The 17,697-nt window shown below is 38.7% G+C and carries 20 protein-coding genes; 1 reads left to right on the forward strand and 19 read right to left on the reverse strand.

The features are described 5' to 3' along the window. The 7 genes from LQZ75_RS06660 to LQZ75_RS06690 all read right to left on the reverse strand — a co-directional run. A partial coding sequence (locus tag LQZ75_RS06660; protein WP_230097059.1) for a KxYKxGKxW signal peptide domain-containing protein occupies positions 1-2,619 on the reverse strand: 2,619 nt, incomplete at its 3' end. A gap of 293 nt (positions 2,620-2,912) precedes the next feature. Then, positions 2,913-3,470: a ribosome recycling factor gene (gene frr / locus LQZ75_RS06665; RefSeq protein WP_230097060.1), complete on the reverse strand. Its 558-nt coding sequence runs from the start codon at positions 3,468-3,470 to the stop codon at positions 2,913-2,915. A gap of 5 nt (positions 3,471-3,475) precedes the next feature. Continuing rightward, on the reverse strand, positions 3,476-4,201 hold the full coding sequence (gene pyrH / locus LQZ75_RS06670; RefSeq protein WP_230097061.1) for a UMP kinase: 726 nt from the start codon (positions 4,199-4,201) through the stop codon (positions 3,476-3,478). Between the two features lie 105 nt (positions 4,202-4,306). Next, positions 4,307-5,185, reverse strand: coding sequence for a translation elongation factor Ts (gene tsf, locus LQZ75_RS06675; RefSeq protein WP_230097062.1), 879 nt, complete (start codon positions 5,183-5,185; stop codon positions 4,307-4,309). Positions 5,186-5,371: 186 nt separating this feature from the next. Continuing rightward, positions 5,372-6,151, reverse strand: a complete 780-nt coding sequence (rpsB, locus tag LQZ75_RS06680) for a 30S ribosomal protein S2 (protein ID WP_230097063.1) — start codon at positions 6,149-6,151, stop codon at positions 5,372-5,374. Positions 6,152-6,317: 166 nt separating this feature from the next. Then, positions 6,318-6,593, reverse strand: a complete 276-nt coding sequence (locus tag LQZ75_RS06685) for a GIY-YIG nuclease family protein (RefSeq protein ID WP_230097064.1) — start codon at positions 6,591-6,593, stop codon at positions 6,318-6,320. Then, the gene (locus LQZ75_RS06690; RefSeq protein WP_230097065.1) at positions 6,583-7,335 is read right to left on the reverse strand and encodes a tRNA1(Val) (adenine(37)-N6)-methyltransferase; all 753 of its coding nucleotides are present in this window, start codon (positions 7,333-7,335) and stop codon (positions 6,583-6,585) included. Before LQZ75_RS06690 ends, LQZ75_RS06685 begins: the two co-directional genes overlap by 11 nt. Before the next feature lie 81 nt (positions 7,336-7,416). Between LQZ75_RS06690 and LQZ75_RS06695 the strand changes: the two genes are divergently transcribed. Then, entirely contained in the window at positions 7,417-8,055 is a 639-nt protein-coding gene (locus tag LQZ75_RS06695) for a lysophospholipid acyltransferase family protein (RefSeq protein ID WP_230097066.1), read from the forward strand. Positions 8,056-8,104: 49 nt separating this feature from the next. On the opposite strand, the gene LQZ75_RS06700 is transcribed toward LQZ75_RS06695, so the two are convergent. The 12 genes from LQZ75_RS06700 to LQZ75_RS06755 all read right to left on the reverse strand — a co-directional run bounded on the left by LQZ75_RS06700 (position 8,105) and on the right by LQZ75_RS06755 (position 17,486). Next, a complete protein-coding gene (locus LQZ75_RS06700) occupies positions 8,105-8,320 on the reverse strand; it encodes a YneF family protein (protein ID WP_230097067.1) in 216 nt (71 codons plus the stop codon). A gap of 65 nt (positions 8,321-8,385) precedes the next feature. Beyond that, positions 8,386-8,625, reverse strand: a complete 240-nt coding sequence (locus LQZ75_RS06705) for a DUF896 domain-containing protein (protein WP_230097068.1) — start codon at positions 8,623-8,625, stop codon at positions 8,386-8,388. 17 nt (positions 8,626-8,642) lie between these two features. Beyond that, the gene (lexA, locus tag LQZ75_RS06710; RefSeq protein ID WP_230097069.1) at positions 8,643-9,272 is read right to left on the reverse strand and encodes a transcriptional repressor LexA; all 630 of its coding nucleotides are present in this window, start codon (positions 9,270-9,272) and stop codon (positions 8,643-8,645) included. A gap of 94 nt (positions 9,273-9,366) precedes the next feature. Further along, positions 9,367-9,729, reverse strand: a complete 363-nt coding sequence (locus LQZ75_RS06715; protein WP_230097070.1) for a hypothetical protein — start codon at positions 9,727-9,729, stop codon at positions 9,367-9,369. A 101-nt stretch (positions 9,730-9,830) separates the two neighbouring features. Then, on the reverse strand, positions 9,831-10,130 hold the full coding sequence (locus LQZ75_RS06720) for a DUF1292 domain-containing protein (RefSeq protein ID WP_168721933.1): 300 nt from the start codon (positions 10,128-10,130) through the stop codon (positions 9,831-9,833). A gap of 10 nt (positions 10,131-10,140) precedes the next feature. Then, positions 10,141-10,578, reverse strand: a complete 438-nt coding sequence (ruvX, locus tag LQZ75_RS06725) for a Holliday junction resolvase RuvX (RefSeq protein ID WP_230097071.1) — start codon at positions 10,576-10,578, stop codon at positions 10,141-10,143. Beyond that, complete coding sequence (locus LQZ75_RS06730; RefSeq protein ID WP_230097072.1) at positions 10,575-10,826, reverse strand: IreB family regulatory phosphoprotein; 252 nt, start codon at positions 10,824-10,826, stop codon at positions 10,575-10,577. Before LQZ75_RS06730 ends, ruvX begins: the two co-directional genes overlap by 4 nt. A 103-nt stretch (positions 10,827-10,929) precedes the next feature. Next, positions 10,930-13,578 carry an alanine--tRNA ligase gene (alaS, locus tag LQZ75_RS06735; protein ID WP_230097073.1) on the reverse strand — a complete coding sequence of 883 codons (2,649 nt, stop codon included), beginning with the start codon at positions 13,576-13,578 and terminating at the stop codon, positions 10,930-10,932. Positions 13,579-13,876: 298 nt separating this feature from the next. Continuing rightward, positions 13,877-14,218: a DUF1831 domain-containing protein gene (locus LQZ75_RS06740; protein ID WP_230097074.1), complete on the reverse strand. Its 342-nt coding sequence runs from the start codon at positions 14,216-14,218 to the stop codon at positions 13,877-13,879. Positions 14,219-14,344: 126 nt separating this feature from the next. After that, positions 14,345-14,869, reverse strand: coding sequence for a phosphoribosyltransferase (locus LQZ75_RS06745; protein WP_230097075.1), 525 nt, complete (start codon positions 14,867-14,869; stop codon positions 14,345-14,347). Between the two features lie 20 nt (positions 14,870-14,889). After that, entirely contained in the window at positions 14,890-16,188 is a 1,299-nt protein-coding gene (purB, locus tag LQZ75_RS06750; protein ID WP_230097076.1) for an adenylosuccinate lyase, read from the reverse strand. Then, complete coding sequence (locus tag LQZ75_RS06755; RefSeq protein WP_230097077.1) at positions 16,188-17,486, reverse strand: adenylosuccinate synthase; 1,299 nt, start codon at positions 17,484-17,486, stop codon at positions 16,188-16,190. The genes purB and LQZ75_RS06755 overlap by 1 nt, the downstream gene beginning before the upstream one ends. Positions 17,487-17,697: the final 211 nt, after the last annotated feature.

The raw sequence follows: 17,697 nt of genomic DNA on the forward strand, positions 1-17,697 counted from the left end.
TGTTGACTTAACTGCTGAATCACTTGTACTTGTTGACAATGAGTCAGCGGTTGATTTTGATGTTGAGTTTGACTTAACTGTTGAAGCTGAATCAGATTCTGATGTACTCAATGACGTTGACTTAACTGCTGAATCACTTGTACTTGTTGACAATGAGTCAGCGGTTGATTTTGATGTTGAGTTTGACTTCACTGTTGAAGCTGAATCAGATTCTGATGTACTCATCGATGTTGACTTAACTGCTGAATCACTTGTACTTGTTGATAATGAGTCAGCGGTTGATTTTGATGTTGAGTTTGACTTCACTGTTGAGTCAGATACTGATGTGCTCATTGATGTTGACTTAACTGCTGAATCACTTGCACTCGCAGAACGAGAAGGTTGCAAGATACTGTCACTTTGTGACATCGAATCACTCATACTCATAGAATCACTAGTACTTACAACCTTTGAGGTACTTGCTGGAATCGAATTACTAATACTTGTTGATTGTGATGTACTATTTGAGATTGAAGTCGAGTTTGATGGTGTATTTGAGATCACATTCAAAGTTGCTTTGTTTGTCGTGAATGAACTTGTATGTGATTGACCCTTACTATCAATTGACGTAGTTGTGATAATAGCATAGTATTGTGAACCATTATCCTTAGATGTTGTGTTTGGGAGTACTAATGTTGGCCCAGTTTGACCATCTAACTTTGTATCAAGTATTGATATTGCACCAGCTTTATACCATTGGTAAGTATTGGTTGTTGTACTATCTGCTGGTTGCGCCTGACCAGCTTTACCTTGAAGATTAAAGGTAGCGGGATTACCTGCCAAAACAGTTTGGTCGTTCAATCCACCACCGACTTGGACTTGAACAGAACTCGAAAGAGTCGTGCCATCTGGATTAGTTATTGTTGCTGTAAAAGTTACGACACCTGACTTACCATTGTTATTTGCCGTAATAAATCCTGTTTGCGAATCAATCGTTGCAAGACCAGTATTACTTGATGCCCATGTAATCGTACCCGTACCATTACCAACGTTAGCAGTCGCTTGCGCATTTTGTCCATTGTAATACAAGTAATTGTTATCAACACTTGTTGAAATTGTAGTTGCGTTTTGTGGCTTATCAAAAACATGAACAGTAATAATATAACTGTAGTACGTTGTAGAAGGAATAGAACCAAATACAATGTTAACCGTAGACTGCACTTGGAAATAATAGGTACCGGCCTGAGATGCCGTAAAATTAACTGTCGAACCAAAAAGTTTATTATTGTCCGTAAATCTTGCAACCCATTGAGATGTTGCATTATCATATTGATACCACGTATAGAAATTCTGACCTGTGAAAAGCACCGCATCAACACCCGTCATGACATTGGTTGCTGAAAGCTTTGTTGGTTGATTAACAACCGCATTAACCACTTTTGGTCCAGAAGTAAATCCACCTTGATAGAAAATTATAAACCAAAGTGGGGCTGCACTAGGTGTTTTGAATGGCTGTGGCATCCCATTAGCTGCCGCAACATTTAATTGTTTTGGTTGTGTCAAGAAGCTTTGGTAACTACCAGCTAAGGCCGATTGAAATTCATCTGAATTAATTTGTGCTTGAGTATACAAATTATTTTTAGTTACATATGAAAGAACTGAACTCTTGTAATCACCAAAGTTTTTAGGTGTTGTATCATCAGCCGTCGTTGCATCACGGTGGTTGAAGTTAACTACCAAGCCATTTGCTTCCGCATAAGCTTGCGCTGCATTCAAGATGGCCGTGCTTGGTGTTTGATCATTTACTAACACGATTGATAATTCGTGTGTTGTAGAATCAACTACCAAGTTCGCATCACTTGGTAATACAGCAGCTAAAGCTTTTTGTGCATCAGCTGTAGCATCCTTATCAGCAGTGAGTGAAGTTACCGTAGTGCTAGTTGGAAGACCATTTGAGGCACTAGTACTTGCATCAGATGCGCTCAAGCTTTGACTTGTAGAAGCAGTGGTTGAATCACTTGCTGTTGAAGTGCTTGCATCTGATGTACTTGTGGTTGAGTCACTCTTTGATTCACTTGTAGTTGAAGTGCTTGAGTCTGATGTACTTGCTTTTGAATCACTCTTTGATTGACTTGCTGTTGAAGTACTTGCATCTGACGTACTTGCAGTTGAGTCATTCTTTGATTCACTTGTAGTTGAAGTACTTGCTGGTGTCTTGCTTACTGAAGATGTACTTGATGAAGCAGTACTTGCATCATCTTTAGTAGTAAGTTGACTCTTACTAGTAGATGCTTGAGTTGTACTTTCAGATTGACTTACTGAAGTACTTTCAGAAAGACTCTTTGATGTTGAAGTACTTTGGCTTGTACTATCAATAGTTGAAGTACTTGTTGAAGCTGCCGGAATTGTCGCCGTTTTTTGTGTGGCGAGCACCGTCCCCTGATCAACTTCTTTAGCAGTGTCATTGTTACCATTAGTAACATCAGCGTGTGCTACTTGTGTACCAACAGCGCTTGCTCCTAATATTCCCCCGAATAATGACATACCGGCAACAAACCATTGCTTACCAGCTTTATACATTTTAAAGTGTTCATACTTTGTTTCATGCATTAATTTGTAATAATTGTTCTTCTTGGACATAAAAAATCCCCCACATTAATTTAGTTTTAGAACTATACTTATTATTACATCAAATATTAATATGGTTTGTTTATTCTCAATCATGGGAAACCGTCTACAAAAAACGACATTTTCTTTTTATTTATTTTATGTTTTATACACATTATTAAAAAATGTACAAAACTCTTGAGCATATCACTTGCTTTAATTAAAAACATATGGCTAAAAACATAAATATTATTTATCGCTAATAAAAAAATAAGGTCTGGAAAATATATATTTTCCAGACCTTATTTTAATGATTATCAATTAGCTTAGATAGTTAACAATTCTTGTTCCTTATTCTTAGCAATTGCATCAATATTTTTAACAGCCGCATCAGTTGCCTTTTGAACTTGCTCTTCTAAATCGTGCAAGTCATCTTCGGTAATTTCATTGGCTTTTTGTTGTTTCTTAAGTGAATCCATTGCATCACGACGAATGTTACGCACTGCCACTTTAGTACCTTCCGCTTCACCCTTCACATCCTTAGCTAATTCCTTACGACGTTCTTCCGTCAATTGTGGAATAACCAAGCGAATTGATGAACCGTCATTTGATGGTGTCAAACCAAGATCAGACGCATAAATAGCGTGTTCAATTGCGTCCAAAGCTGATTTGTCATATGGTGTGATCAATAATACCCGGGCTTCAGGCACTTGAATAGATGCCATTTGGTTAAGGGGTGTCATGGCACCATAGTATTCTGCTTCAACGCGGTTTAATAAACCAACGTTGGCGCGACCAGCTCGAATGTTTTGTAATTCACGTTGGAGCGCTTCACCAGCTTTTTCCATCCGTGCTTGAGCATCAGTAATAATTGCGTTTGGCATAGTAATTATTTATCTCCTTTAACAGTAGTTCCGATGTTTTCACCTTCCACTACACGTTTGATGTTTCCTTGTTCATTAAAGTTAAAGACGATCAATGGCATATCAGTATCCATTGATAATGAGCTTGCTGTTGAATCCATAACTTGAAGACCCTTGCTCAAGATATCCAAGTGCGTTAAAGTATCGAATTTTTCAGCATCTGGGTTAGTACGTGGGTCAGCAGAGTAAACTCCATCAACCCCGTTTTTAGCCATCAAAATCGCATCGGCGTTAATTTCAGCAGCCCGTAAAGCAGCTGTTGTATCAGTTGAGAAGTAAGGTGAACCAGTTCCCGCTGCAAAAATAACAATGCGGTTCTTTTCGAGGTGGCGTACAGCCTTACGACGAATATATGGTTCAGCAATCTGACGCATTTCAATTGAAGTTTGTACCCGTGTTGGGACATTAAGGTTTTCAAGGCTATCTTGCAGTGCTAAGGCGTTCATAACTGTCCCGAGCATTCCAATGTAGTCAGCCTGTGAACGTTCCATTCCAAGTTCAGCTCCCGCTTCCCCACGCCACATGTTACCACCACCAACAACGATGGCAATCTCAACACCTAAATCATGTACTTCTTTGATTTCTTCTGCAACTTGTTTCACAAAGATCGGATTAATGCCCCGTCCTTGATCTCCAGCGAGGGCTTCCCCACTTAACTTCATCAAAACACGCTTATATTTTACTTCCGTCATTCGTATTAATGCTCCTTTAGCAAATCTCTTTAACGTCCCATTTTTCTTAAAAAAAAGAGGTGCGCCCGAATGCGCGCCTCTTTTAAATAACTAATTAATTTAAAATTAGTTGATTTGGCCCATAACTTCAGCAGCGAAGTCAGTGTTCTTCTTTTCCATACCTTCACCAACTTCGTAACGGATGAATGACTTAAGTGAACCATTCTTTGATTCTACGTACTTAGCAACAGTTTGGTCACCATCTTTAACGAATGGTTGGTCTGCCAATGAAATTTCAGCAAGGAACTTGTTTAAACGACCTTCAACGATCTTTTCCTTGATGTTTTCTGGCTTACCAGCCATATCTTCGGCGTTCATTTGAACTTCTTTTTCGTGTGCTACAACTTCTGCAGGCACTTCTTCGCGTGAAACGAATTGTGGGTTGATTGCAGCAACGTGCATAGCAACGTCCTTAGCAGTTTCAGCATCTGCACCGTTAAGCAATACAAGTGATGAGATACGGCCACCCATGTGTGAGTATGCACCGAAGCTTTGTGAGTCTTCTTTTTCAACGATAACAAAACGACGGAGAGTAATCTTTTCACCAGTGATTTGTGTAGTGTGGATGATTAAGTCGTTAAGAGTTTCTGCATCATCGTTAACTTTAAGTTCCAAAGCAGCTTCAACATCAGCTGGTTTGAATTCAACGATTGCGTTAGCAACAGCGTGTAATAAGTCGTTAAATTCTTTGTTACCGGCAACGAAGTCAGTTTCAGAGTTTAATTCAACGATAGCTGCGGCGTTATCCTTAACAGCAACGTAAGTCATACCTTCAGCAGCGATACGATCACCCTTCTTAGCAGCCTTAGCCATACCCTTTTCACGGAGTAAGTCGATAGCTTTTGCCATGTCTCCATCAACTTCGACAAGCGCCTTCTTGGCGTCCATCATACCAACACCTGTTTTTTCACGTAATTCTTTAACTTGAGTAGCAGTAATAGCCATGAGTTATTAAATCTCCTTAAAATCGTTATTATAAAAAATTATCTTCTTGCTTAATTGTACCTTAAATCTGACAAAATAGCAGTTAAAAAAGCTAGAAACCTAGTTTTTTTCAAAAAAATAGACCACCACATGGTTAGCTAGAATAATCTAGCAGAACTATTGTGACAGCCTACTCTAAACATTTAATTACTTTTCAGCGTTGTCGCCTTCAACTACGGCAGCGATTTCTTCGATTGATTCAACTGAATCATCTGCACCAAATGAGTTTTCATCAACTTGGTCTTCACCTTGGTTACCTTCGATGATTGCGTCAGCCATCTTAGCAGTGATCAAACGTACGGCACGGATAGCATCATCGTTAGATGGAATCTTAACATCGATGTCATCTGGGTCGGCGTTAGTATCAACCATAGCCACGATAGGAATGTTCAACTTGTGTGCTTCTTGAACAGCAAGTTGTTCCTTACGAGGGTCAACAACAAATAACAAATCAGGAATCTTAGGCATATCTTCGATACCACCCAAGAACTTTTCAAGCTTAGCAGTTTGCTTTACAAGTAAAGAAACTTCTTTCTTAGGAAGACGGTCAAAAGTACCATCTTCAGCCATAGCTTTAAGTTCCTTCAAACGTGCGATACGCGCTTGAATAGTGTTCCAGTTTGTCAAAGTACCACCCAACCAACGGTGGTTGATGTAGTATTGACCTGCACGCTTTGCTTCTTCAGCAATAGCATCTTGAGCTTGTTTCTTAGTACCAACGAACAATACAACGGCACCGTCTTTAGCAGCGTCACGTACGTAGTTGTAAGCTTGGTCAACAAGTTTTACAGTCTTTTGTAAATCGATGATGTAAATACCGTTACGTTCAGTAAAGATAAATTCTTTCATCTTAGGGTTCCAGCGACGAGTTTGGTGACCAAAGTGGACACCGGCTTCGAGCAATTGCTTCATTGAGATAACTGCCATGAGTTATTCCTCCAAAATTTTGTTTATTCCTCCCCTAATCGCATCTGCAGCTGGACGATCGCTCGCAACCCAGTCGACATTGATTAAGGTGTGAATTGGTTTTAACACCGTTTAATATGTTACCAAATATAAATCTTTGTTGCAAGCAAAATTATGCAATTTTTTATTAGATATCAACCCCATGCTCTCTGAGGTACATTTCTTTTTGTGCCCGGCTTTGATGTTTAAAATGCCACTCCGCAGACAACGCGTCATGTTTAGTGGCAAATGCTTCCTGGTACAACAACGTCAGCGGATGTTTGCTTTTAATCTTTGTAAACTTCGCTCCTTTAAACGCCTGATGCGTTGCAAAGCGCCGGGCCACATCATCAGTAAAACCGGTATACAACATGTTGTCGGCTGTTAAAATGACATACATATAATATTCTTTTTCACTCACCATATAGTACCTGATGAACCATTGGTGTATATTGACCATCTTGGTCATAAACGACGATTGGTTCTAAAACCCGCACCCCACCGCTTTTACCATTTTTAATCGCCTCAATCAGTACCATGTTGGCTTTTTTACCGACTTTAGGATACACAAATTGAATGCGTTTTGGCGCTAATTTTACTGCTTGCATTGCACTTACCACATCAACTAAACGATCTGGGCGGTGAACCATAAATAACTTACCGTTCATTTTAAGTAATCGACTTGCAACATCACACACGGTATCGAGATTGGTTGTAATTTCATGCCGAGCAATCGCTAAATGTTCATTCGGATTTTTTTGCGAAGTTTCACTGCTCAAAAAGTATGGCGGATTACATAATACCGTTTCAACTGAACCACCTTTGATATGTTGTAACGTATCAGCTAAATCAATATTTAAAACATTCATCCGTTCATCTAAATGATTCAGCTCAATTGAGCGTTCTGCCATATCAGCCAAGCGTGGTTGTAATTCAACTTCCGTAATGTGACCAGAACTTTTTTGTGAATAAAAAAGCCCGATTGCCCCATTCCCGGCACATAAATCAACTGTCAGTCCCCGACCACCTTTGGGGGCATTAGCAAAATGCGCTAATAAAACGGCATCTAATGAGAATGCAAAAACACTAGCACTTTGAATTATTTGAATATCTTGACTGAACAATTGATCAATTCGTTCATCAGATTGTAGTTGTACATTTGTCATAAAAATTTCCCTACTTGCTTTACGGAGCTAAATTTTGCATACTTAAAAAGTATAAAAGTTTTTTAAAGGAGCTCCAAGATAATGTTTTATTCTATTGCACGGACAATAGTTCGTTTTCTGCTTTTTATTATTAACGGAAAAACCAAAATTTACAACCACAATAAACTTCCTGAAGGAACTTTCATCCTCGCAGGTCCTCACCGGACTTGGTGGGATCCTTTGTTTTTTGCGGTTGCTGGTGCACCACTCAAATTCAGCTTCATGGCCAAGATTGAGTTATTTAAAAATCCCATTCTTCGCTGGATTTTAGTCCATGCCAATGCCTTTGCTATTGACCGTCAAAATCCTGGTCCATCTGCTATCAAGACGCCGGTTAAGAATCTCAAGAGTGAAGATCTTGGCTTAATCATCTTCCCAACTGGTTCACGTCACAGTAGTGAATTAAAGGCCGGGACAATGATGATTGCTAAGCTTTCTGGTCGCCCAATTGTGCCAGTAGTTTACCAAGGACCCGTTAAATTCTCACAACTTTTCAAACGTAATAACGTATCAATCATGTTCGGTGATCCGATTTATGTTGAACGTCGTGAAAAACTTGACGATACTAACGTAGCGGCCTTCACACAGAAATTACAAGCATCTTTTGATAAATTAGACCATGATTTGGATCCAACGTTTAAATATATCGATCCAAAACCAAAGACTCCTACAAAAGAATAGCATACAAAAACCGGCTAATGAATTTAAATTCATCAGCCGGTTTTTTTAATTATTTAGTGTGGCTCTTCATTGATGCCATCACTTGCTTCAAACGTTTTTGTGAAGGTGATTGACCCATTGAAACCATCATTGAACGTACCATTTCTTCAGAAATTGGTGGGTTGTTCTTTAAGTAAGTTTCCATGTATTTGCGGGCAGCAAAGAAACCACCAACAAATCCAACTACAAGCGCTAAAATAATTAAAACAACAGCTAAGAAAGACATGTAAGCTAACTCCTCAATATTTGTAATACATTTAGTTTACTTTATTCTGACTAATAAAAAAAGGGTTAATCGTCACGGAGACCCTTCTTACGTTGAATTTCTTTAACTTTATCCGGTGTAACTTCCTTACCTTCTTTGTCAAAGAGTTGCATCATTTCAATTTGTGAACGAAATGCTTCCCGGAAGTTAGCTAAAAACTCTTCCCGTAATGCTTGCCGTTCAATTTCTTCCGCTTCAGTTAAGCCTTCTTTTTTATGCTTAGCTGACAATTCATTAATCCGTTGACGTAATTGTTCTCGTTCCACTATCTTTACCTACCTTATTAATATACTGAGTTACGGTACAGACCTACAACTTTACCTAAAATTGTAACTGTATCCAAGATAATCGGTTCCATTGTATCATTTTCTGGTTGTAACCGGTAATGTCCACTCTCGCGGAAAAAACGCTTAACGGTTGCTTCATCATCTTCCGTCAAAGCAACGACAATATCACCATTATCAGCTTGATTTTGTTTACGAACAATCACTTGGTCACCATCTAAAATTCCAATGTTAATCATTGACGTTCCTGTTACATTTAACATAAATAAATCGCCATCATAGGCTGCTAAATCATCTGGCAACGGAAAAAATTCCGTTGCTTGTTCTTCAACTGCTAAAATTGGTGATCCGGCGGTTACTAAACCAACAACTGGAATTTGACCCGGGTTATTTGAAATTCCTAAAATTTCTAACCCTTCATCAGTAATTTCGATTGCTCGTGGTTTAGTACTATCTTTACGTAAATAACCTTTAGTTTGTAAGCGGACAATATGTCCGTGTACTGTTGATGTTGAAGCTAAACCAACCGCTTCACAGATCTCACGAACTGTTGGCGGATAACCTTTTTGAGTTTGTTTTTCGTAAATAAAACGCAATACCTCAATTTGTTTACTTTCGCCACGTGCCATTGTCTCACCCCTTGTTTCTCAAATTCTAATTAGTGCCTATTATACTTGAAATATCAAGGTTTTTCAAACTAATGTTCGCATGTGTTCGTATCGTTTAATCTTTAAAATCATCTTCATAAACATAATCACTGTAAAACGTGGCCAAAAACTGAGTAACATCCATCGGTTTAGCTGGCACAATTTGGCGACTATTAACTTCTGGATTACCTTCAAAAGTCACTTCGTCAATTAATTCATATACATCTAAAATCTTAATTACCTTTTCAGTGACCATTTGGCCCATGCCATCATCATAACTTGGCATTAATTGGGTATCGGTGGCTAGTTGCTTTAAAGCCGCCACGTCCGCTAACTGACTAGTCTCCAAATTAGCTAGAAAGGTTACCACATCAAAAAATGGTTCGGGTTGATCACCAACAAAAGTTTGGTTAAGCACTGTAATTGCGTAATTATGCATTATCTTTCCTCTTTCTGTAAAGAAAAAGACTGATCGACTCATGCGAATCAACCAGTCTTTTTTATTCTAAAAATCAAATCTTGACCATTAGAAACGGCGCATTAAGCTTCAAAGTTACCATCGTCGTCTAAGAAAGTGTTCAACACTTCTTCAACCATGTCCCATTCAGCGTCGTCTTCAATTGCTTGTAAGTCACCTTCAGTAGCTTCACCATCTTCATCAGGGTTAAATGAAAAGGCTTGAATATCTACTTCTTGGTCATCTTCAGTACCTTCTGGGTAAAGTAAGATGTATGACTTGTTGTATTCATCAGATGTGAATGTGAAGAGGACGTTGAATAAAGTTTCTGTACCATCTTCATCTACTAGTGTGATTTGTTGTTCTTGTGGTTCTTCAGCCATAGGGCATACCTCATACTTTCGTTAATTTACCATTTGCATCTAAATAGTTTTGCAAAATTAAACTTGCGGCAAGTTTATCAATAACTTGCTTCCGCTTTTTACGTGATGTATCAGCTTCTTCAACTAACATCCGTTCAGCTTCAACAGTTGTCAGCCGTTCATCAATGAAATCAACTGGCAATCCAAAAGTTTCGACTAATAAATCACCATATGCTTGCGCAGCTTCGGCCCGTGGACCAAGCGTGTTGTTCATATTTTTAGGCAAACCAAGGACAAAGCCCCCTGGTTTATATTCAGCAACAAGCTCTTTCATTCGTTCGATACCAAATTCTTTTTGATCTTCATCAATCCGAATAATTTCGACCCCTTGCGCAGTCCAGCCCATGATATCACTGACAGCTACTCCAACGGTCCGAGAACCAACGTCTAAACCTAATAATCGACTCATTTATTTAAATAACCCTTCACAAGCTCTTCGATAATTTCGTCGCGCTCGTGCTTTCTAATAAGATTCCGGGCATCATTCAAACGTGGAATATATGCTGGGTCACCAGAAATAAGATAACCAACAATTTGGTTGATTGGGTCATATCCCTTCGCTTCCAATGCACTATAAACAGTTTGAAGTGTATCATGCACGTCAATTGGTTGTACATTACCAACATCAAATAAGGTGGTCTCGTCTAATGAACTCATATAGCTACCTCCAGACTAAAACGTTACTATCAACATTGTATACGTAAATAATGCTTCTGTATACAATAAATGACTAAAACTTACCATTTAAGCATTTTTAACCTTAATGCTCGCTTAACCAACTTGCTGCTGCACTTAAAGCGTCTGAAATGCCGGCTGGGTTACTACCACCAGCTTGTGCTAAATCAGGACGACCACCACCATTACCGCCAACAAGTGGCGCAACTGCTTTAATCAAGTCACCAGACTTAATTCCAGTGGCGATAGCTGGTTTACTCATCGCAACAATCAAATTAACTTTATCAGCACCAGTTTTGGCAATCAATACTAAGACATCTGAACTAGCATTTTCTTTCCATTGGTCAGCAATTGCCCGTAATTGTTCCATTCCTGAAACTTCTACTTGGCTGATAATTGCTGAATGGTCCCCGATTGTTTGGACATCATTAAAGATGTTAGCTGCAGCTGAATTAGCAATCTTAGCTTCTAAGCTCGTAACTTGACGTTCTAATTCTTTAATTTGGGCTTGTAAAGCCAAAACTTTTTCAGGAGCGTCTTTTAATTGTGGCGCTTTAACAGCATTGGCAATTTGGGCCAATTGGTTTTCGTGTTCTTTGGTTAGCTTGAAGGCGACATTCGCAGTAACGGCTTCAATCCGACGAACACCCGCCCCAATTCCTGATTCACTGACAATCTTGAATAAACCAAGTTCACTCGTGTTATTAGCGTGGGTTCCACCATCAAATTCCGCATTGAAGTCGCCAATTGAAACGACCCGAACTTTTTCACCATATTTTTCAGTAAAGACCGCCACAGCACCAAGTTTTTTGGCTGATTCAATATCGGTTTCAACCCATGAAATTGGTAAGGCTTCAGCAATTTTTTCGTTTACTAACGCTTCAATTTCATCAAGTTTTTCAGCAGAGACTGCACCATTGTATGAGAAGTCAAAACGTAGATATTCAGGTGTCACTAATGAACCAGCTTGACTAGTGTGACCACCTAAAATATTCCGCAATGCTTGGTCCAACATGTGAGTTGCAGTATGGTTTTTAGATACTAATTCGTGGAATTTGTGGTCCACTACTAATTGGTAGTGTTCACCTTGCTTCATTGGTGCTAATACATTTAATGAATGAATGTGTTGGCCGTTTGGTGCTTTTTGGACATCAGTAACTTCCGCAACTACATCACCGGTTAACGTCAAAATTTGACCTTGGTCAGCTACTTGTCCACCCATTTCGGCATAGAATGGTGTTTCGGCAAAAATAACATCAGCCGTTTGACCTGCAGCTACTTGATCAGCCAATTCATTATCAACAATAATATCAGCTAATTGTGTATCCGCAACTTCTTCAGTTGTCCAACCAACATACTTAGATTCAGTGTGTAAATCAGTAAGTAATGGATTTTGCACACCCATTGATTTGGCATCACTACGCGCTGCTCGTGCGCGTTCACGTTGCGCTTGCATTTCAGCATCAAATCCAGCTCGGTCAACTTTCAAGCCTTCATCATCGGCATATTCTTCGGTTAATTCATATGGGAAACCATATGTATCGTAAAGTTTAAATGCCACCTTACCATCAATAACATCACTATCAGCTGCTTTTACTTCAGCGATAACATCGTTTAACATCTTCAAGCCATCTGATAGTGTTTCATTAAAGCGTTTTTCTTCAGCTCGTACAATACTTTCAATGTATTCAGCATTAGCTAACACTTCAGGATAGTATGATTCCATGATATGACCAACAACTGGTACTAATTGCGTTAAGAATGCGCCATTAATTCCTAATTTACGACCATGTAAAACGGCCCGACGGAGAAGACGGCGAATAACATAACCACGACCTTCATTTGAAGGTAAGGCACTATCAGAAATCGCAAACGTAACTGCCCGTGCGTGATCAGCAATCACCTTAAATGAAATATCAGTTACTGGTGAGTCACCGTACTTAACACCACCACCAAGTTCTTCTGCTTTTTTGATAATTGGCATGAATAAATCAGTTTCAAAGTTTGTCTTCGCATTTTGGAAGACTGAAACAACCCGTTCAAGACCCATTCCGGTATCAATATTCTTATGTGGTAATTCTTCATAAGTATCTTCTGGAGTGTGGTTAAATTGTGAGAACACAATGTTCCAAATTTCTAGGTAGCGTTCATTTTCTCCACCAGGGTAATTTTCGGGATCATCAGCTGGAATATCCAAGAATTCTTCACCACGGTCATAGAAAATTTCTGAATCGGGACCTGAAGGACCTTGACCAATATCCCAGAAATTATCTGCAACATCAAAAATATGACTCGCTGGAACACCTGTTTTAAGCCAAATTACTTTAGCTTCCGTATCTTCTGGATATACAGTTACGTATAACTTTTCAGGATCCATCGCATACCAATCTGGTGAAGTCAACAATTCCCAAGCCCAAGGAATGGCATCCTCTTTAAAGTAATCCCCAATTGAGAAATTACCCATCATTTCAAATAAAGTATGGTGGCGAGCGGTATGACCCACATTTTCAATATCGTTAGTCCGAATTGACTTTTGGGCGTTCGTGATTCGACGATTTGCTGGTACGACTGAGCCATCAAAATACTTCTTCAATGTTGCCACCCCAGAGTTAATCCAGAGTAACGTTGGATCATCATTAGGAATTAATGACTTTGAAGGTTCAATACTGTGTCCTTTGCTTTCAAAGAATTTAAGAAACATTGACCGAATTTCGGCTGATGATAATTCTTTCATGTTAATATGTCTCACTTTCCAAAAATTAAAATAAAAAAAGACCATCGCATGTAGAGACGCTATCCACGTGGTACCACTCTACTTGCAACGATCTAAATCGATTACCTCTTAAATACTCGTTAACGCTGAGTAACGGTACTATTACTAGTACAATTGCCGTAAGAGCATCACTAACCGAACTGCGTTTTTTTCACCATCCAAAACGTCTCTAATTACCATTCTAGTTATGACATGTTTACTAATTAATATAATACCATTTTTTCAATCGTTTGAAATCATTTAAAAGTAAAAAATTAGTTTATTTACGAATCAAAATATCACGGGCAATCAATTCATCGACAAAATAACCAAATTGTTCTTTTAAAGCAGCAGCATTTTGATGATTAAAAATGTTAATTACAGCTGTCCCTTTTGCATTAACTACCTTAATTTTAAAGCCCGTTAAATCCGCATTCACGACCACTTTCAACTTAAACGAATCTTCAAATGATTTAGCGGTTTCTAATTGCCGTAACAATTGAAATGAACCGTTAGTTTGTTGAATAAAACCAGTATCCATCAATGCGTATTTTTTGATTTGCGGACTAATTTCGTAAGTATCCGTATCACCTGTTAATTGTGCAACTTGTGTAAATGCCATTTTACTTTCACCTCGTTTTTTCTAATATATATTATTATAACGAAATATTACTTTGGTACAAGTTAGTTATTATTACTACCTAAAAAGGCTAGGACCACTAAAACAGTCCTAGCCTTTTCATACATCTTAAGCTTTAATGGCCACAATTTGTGGAAGGAAACGATGTGAACCATCTAAATCCATTCCGTAACCGAGTAAATATTCATTAGGAACATCCGCCCCAACGTAATCCGCCTCAATATCAATTTTACGACCAGCTTTTTTATCAACTGCCACAACTGTTTTCACAGATGAAGCACCTAATTTAGTAAATTCCTTAATTAAGAAATCAACTGTTAAACCTGTATCGATAACTTCATCAATCAAGATAACGTCACGATTAGTAATATCTTTACGAACATTTACTTCAACTTTTAATTCACCAGTTGAAGCGCCATGTTCATAACTAGATACATCAACGTAATCAAAATCAAATTCAATATCGCTAAGTTCACGTAATAAATCAGCAGTAAAAACAACTGCCCCTTTCATAATCGGAACCATTACTGGGCGTTTATCTTTATAGTCACGACGAATTTCATCAGCAACTTTCTTTACTGCTGCTTGAATTTGGGCTTCGTCCATAATTACTCGATCAATTTGAATATCCATTATTTATAATCCTTTTGTGGTTAATCTAACAAACCAACCCGCTTGAAGATTGCGTCAACATTCTTTAAGTGGTAACTGTAATCAAACGCATCATTAATATCATCAGCGCTCAAGTATTCTTGTACAGTTGCATTTGCTTCAACCAATGGACGGAATTGTACTTGTTCGTCCCATGATTTAGCAGTCATTGGTTGTACAGTGTCATAGGCAGCTTCACGGCTTAAACCAGCATCAATCAACTTCAACAAGAGACGTTGACTGTAAATCAAACCATAAGTTCGATCCATATTAGCTAACATTGTGTCTGGGAAGACTGCCAAGTTTTCTAAAATACCAGTAAAACGGTGAAGCATGTAGTCAACAAGAATTGTTGTATCACCTAAAATAATTCGTTCCGCACCAGAGTGTGAAATATCACGTTCATGCCAGAGCGTAATATCTTCCATTCCAGTAACCATGTGACCACGCACGACCCGTGCTAAACCAGAAATGTTTTCTGATCCAATTGGGTTACGCTTGTGTGGCATTGCTGAAGAACCTTTTTGACCCTTGCCAAATCCTTCTTCAACTTCATGAATTTCTGAACGTTGTAAGCTACGAACTTCCGTAGCAAAGTTTTCAAGACTTGTCGCAATCAAGCCCAAAGTATTAATGTAATCAGCATGTAAATCACGTGGTAAAACTTGTGATCCAATCAAAGCAGGTTGTAAACCAAGTTCACGCATCGCAACTTCTTCAACTTCCAAAGGAACATTGGCAAAAGTACCAACGGCTCCAGAAAGTTTTCCAGTTTCAACGGCAGTGGCTACTGTCTTGAAACGTTCAATATTACGAACAGCTTCCGCATAAAAACGCGCAACTTTCAAACCAAAAGTTGTTGGTTCAGCATGAACCCCGTGGGTACGACCCATCATAACAGTATCTTTATACTTAAGGGCCATTTCAGCAACCACATCACGATACTTGATAAGGTCAGCTAAAATAATTTCGTTAGCTTGCTTTAAACGTAATGCTTGAGCAGTATCAACAACATCGGTACTAGTTAAACCATAGTGAATCCATTTTTTCTCATCACCTAATGATTCTGACACATTCCGAGTAAATGCCACCATATCATGGCGCGTAACTGCTTCAATTTCTGCAATCCGATCAACATTAAATGTTGCGTTAGCACGGATTTTATCATAATCAGCCGCTGGAATATGGCCTTCTTCAACCCATCCCTTAACTACGGCTGCTTCAACTTCTAACCAACTTGCATACTGATTTTCAAGTGACCAAATGGCACTCATCTCTGGGCGTGAATAACGATCAATCATTAAAACTTCTCTCCTGTCCAAACATTTAATAATACATTCGTTTGATCCCGGTCAGGACCAACAGCGAAGGTTGCAATTTCAACACCGACTAACTCTTCAATACGCTTCAAGTAATTTTGCGCATTTTGAGGTAAGTCTTCGCGTTTTGTAACACTAGTAATATCTTCTGTCCAACCTGGTAACTCTTCATAGATTGGGGTTACTCGTTCTAAATCTTTAAAGCTTGCTGGGTAATATTTAATTTCTTTCCCATCAAGTTCATAGGCTGTAGCAATCTTTAATGTATCAATACCGGTCAAGACATCAATACAGTTAACAGACAACTTCGTTAAACCTGACACACGGGCTGAGTGGCGCATAACCACAGAGTCAAACCAACCGATCCGACGAGGACGACCAGTAACAACTCCATATTCATGACCAACTTCACGGATGTGATCACCAACTTCATTAAGTAATTCAGTTGGGAAAGGACCTTCACCAACTCGTGAAGTATATGCTTTAGCTACCCCAACAACATCAGTAATGTTTGTTGGGCCAACTCCAACCCCAGTAGTTACACCACCGGCAATTGGGTTTGAAGATGTTACATATGGGTAAGTACCGTGATCAACATCAAGCATCACCCCTTGCGCCCCTTCAAACAAGACTTTCTTACCTGCACGGAATGCTTCATCAACTAAGTAGGCAGTATCTGTAACATATTGCTTCAATTGTTGACCATAAGCATAGTACTCTTCAACTAATGCATCAGCATCAATTGGTGCATGGTTGTAAATTTTTGTTAATAATTCATTCTTTTGGCTGACAACCGCATGCAAACGTTTTGATAAAACATCCTTGTCAAGTAAATCACAGACACGAATACCAATCCGAGCATACTTATCAGTATATGCAGGTCCGATACCGTTACCCGTAGTACCAATTTTGTCATTACCTTTTGCTTCTTCTTGTAAGACATCAATTAATTTGTGGTATGAGAACAACACTTGAGCACGATCTGAAATCCGAAGATTATCAGTGTTCACATTTTGTGAATTTAAGTATGCTAGTTCTTCGAGAACAGATTGTGGGTTTAACACAAAACCGTTACCAATAACTGCAAGCTTGTCATCATCAAAGATACCTGATGGAATTGAACGCAATTCAAACTTTTGACCGTTAAAGACGATCGTGTGACCTGCATTATCTCCACCTTGGTAACGAACGATTACATCTGCATCTTGGGCAAGGAAATTAGTAATTTTACCTTTTCCTTCATCACCCCATTGACTCCCAACAACAACAATTCCAGCCATTATATATACCTCTTCATCAATATCGATTGAATAAATAAACCTCTAATAGCATACCTTAACATTGAGCACTTAGCAAGCTCATAGTTCGGGTTTTATCGACTTTTTTACTTGTTTTTTTAATTTTTTTTAGAAAATTACGTACTTTTTTCACTTGCTTTAAAATTCTTAGCGTTAAAAATGAACTTTAGCAATCCTCTTTACAATAAAAATA

The organism is Periweissella fabaria, from assembly GCF_918814575.1.
In the GTDB taxonomy this organism is placed as follows: domain Bacteria; phylum Bacillota; class Bacilli; order Lactobacillales; family Lactobacillaceae; genus Periweissella; species Periweissella fabaria.

Bases quoted from the DNA above. Each gene is read 5' to 3' on its own strand.
- frr (WP_230097060.1), bottom strand. From the start codon at position 3,470: ATGCCAAACGCAATTATTACTGATGCTCAAGCACGGATGGAAAAAGCT.
- pyrH (WP_230097061.1), bottom strand. From the start codon at position 4,201: ATGACGGAAGTAAAATATAAGCGTGTTTTGATGAAGTTAAGTGGGGAA.
- tsf (WP_230097062.1), bottom strand. From the start codon at position 5,185: ATGGCTATTACTGCTACTCAAGTTAAAGAATTACGTGAAAAAACAGGT.
- rpsB (WP_230097063.1), bottom strand. From the start codon at position 6,151: ATGGCAGTTATCTCAATGAAGCAATTGCTCGAAGCCGGTGTCCACTTT.
- LQZ75_RS06685 (WP_230097064.1), bottom strand. From the start codon at position 6,593: ATGGTGAGTGAAAAAGAATATTATATGTATGTCATTTTAACAGCCGAC.
- LQZ75_RS06690 (WP_230097065.1), bottom strand. From the start codon at position 7,335: ATGACAAATGTACAACTACAATCTGATGAACGAATTGATCAATTGTTC.
- LQZ75_RS06695 (WP_230097066.1), top strand. From the start codon at position 7,417: ATGTTTTATTCTATTGCACGGACAATAGTTCGTTTTCTGCTTTTTATT.
- LQZ75_RS06700 (WP_230097067.1), bottom strand. From the start codon at position 8,320: ATGTCTTTCTTAGCTGTTGTTTTAATTATTTTAGCGCTTGTAGTTGGA.
- lexA (WP_230097069.1), bottom strand. From the start codon at position 9,272: ATGGCACGTGGCGAAAGTAAACAAATTGAGGTATTGCGTTTTATTTAC.
- LQZ75_RS06715 (WP_230097070.1), bottom strand. From the start codon at position 9,729: ATGCATAATTACGCAATTACAGTGCTTAACCAAACTTTTGTTGGTGAT.
- LQZ75_RS06720 (WP_168721933.1), bottom strand. From the start codon at position 10,130: ATGGCTGAAGAACCACAAGAACAACAAATCACACTAGTAGATGAAGAT.
- ruvX (WP_230097071.1), bottom strand. From the start codon at position 10,578: ATGAGTCGATTATTAGGTTTAGACGTTGGTTCTCGGACCGTTGGAGTA.
- LQZ75_RS06730 (WP_230097072.1), bottom strand. From the start codon at position 10,826: ATGAGTTCATTAGACGAGACCACCTTATTTGATGTTGGTAATGTACAA.
- alaS (WP_230097073.1), bottom strand. From the start codon at position 13,578: ATGAAAGAATTATCATCAGCCGAAATTCGGTCAATGTTTCTTAAATTC.
- LQZ75_RS06740 (WP_230097074.1), bottom strand. From the start codon at position 14,218: ATGGCATTTACACAAGTTGCACAATTAACAGGTGATACGGATACTTAC.
- LQZ75_RS06745 (WP_230097075.1), bottom strand. From the start codon at position 14,869: ATGGATATTCAAATTGATCGAGTAATTATGGACGAAGCCCAAATTCAA.
- purB (WP_230097076.1), bottom strand. From the start codon at position 16,188: ATGATTGATCGTTATTCACGCCCAGAGATGAGTGCCATTTGGTCACTT.
- LQZ75_RS06755 (WP_230097077.1), bottom strand. From the start codon at position 17,486: ATGGCTGGAATTGTTGTTGTTGGGAGTCAATGGGGTGATGAAGGAAAA.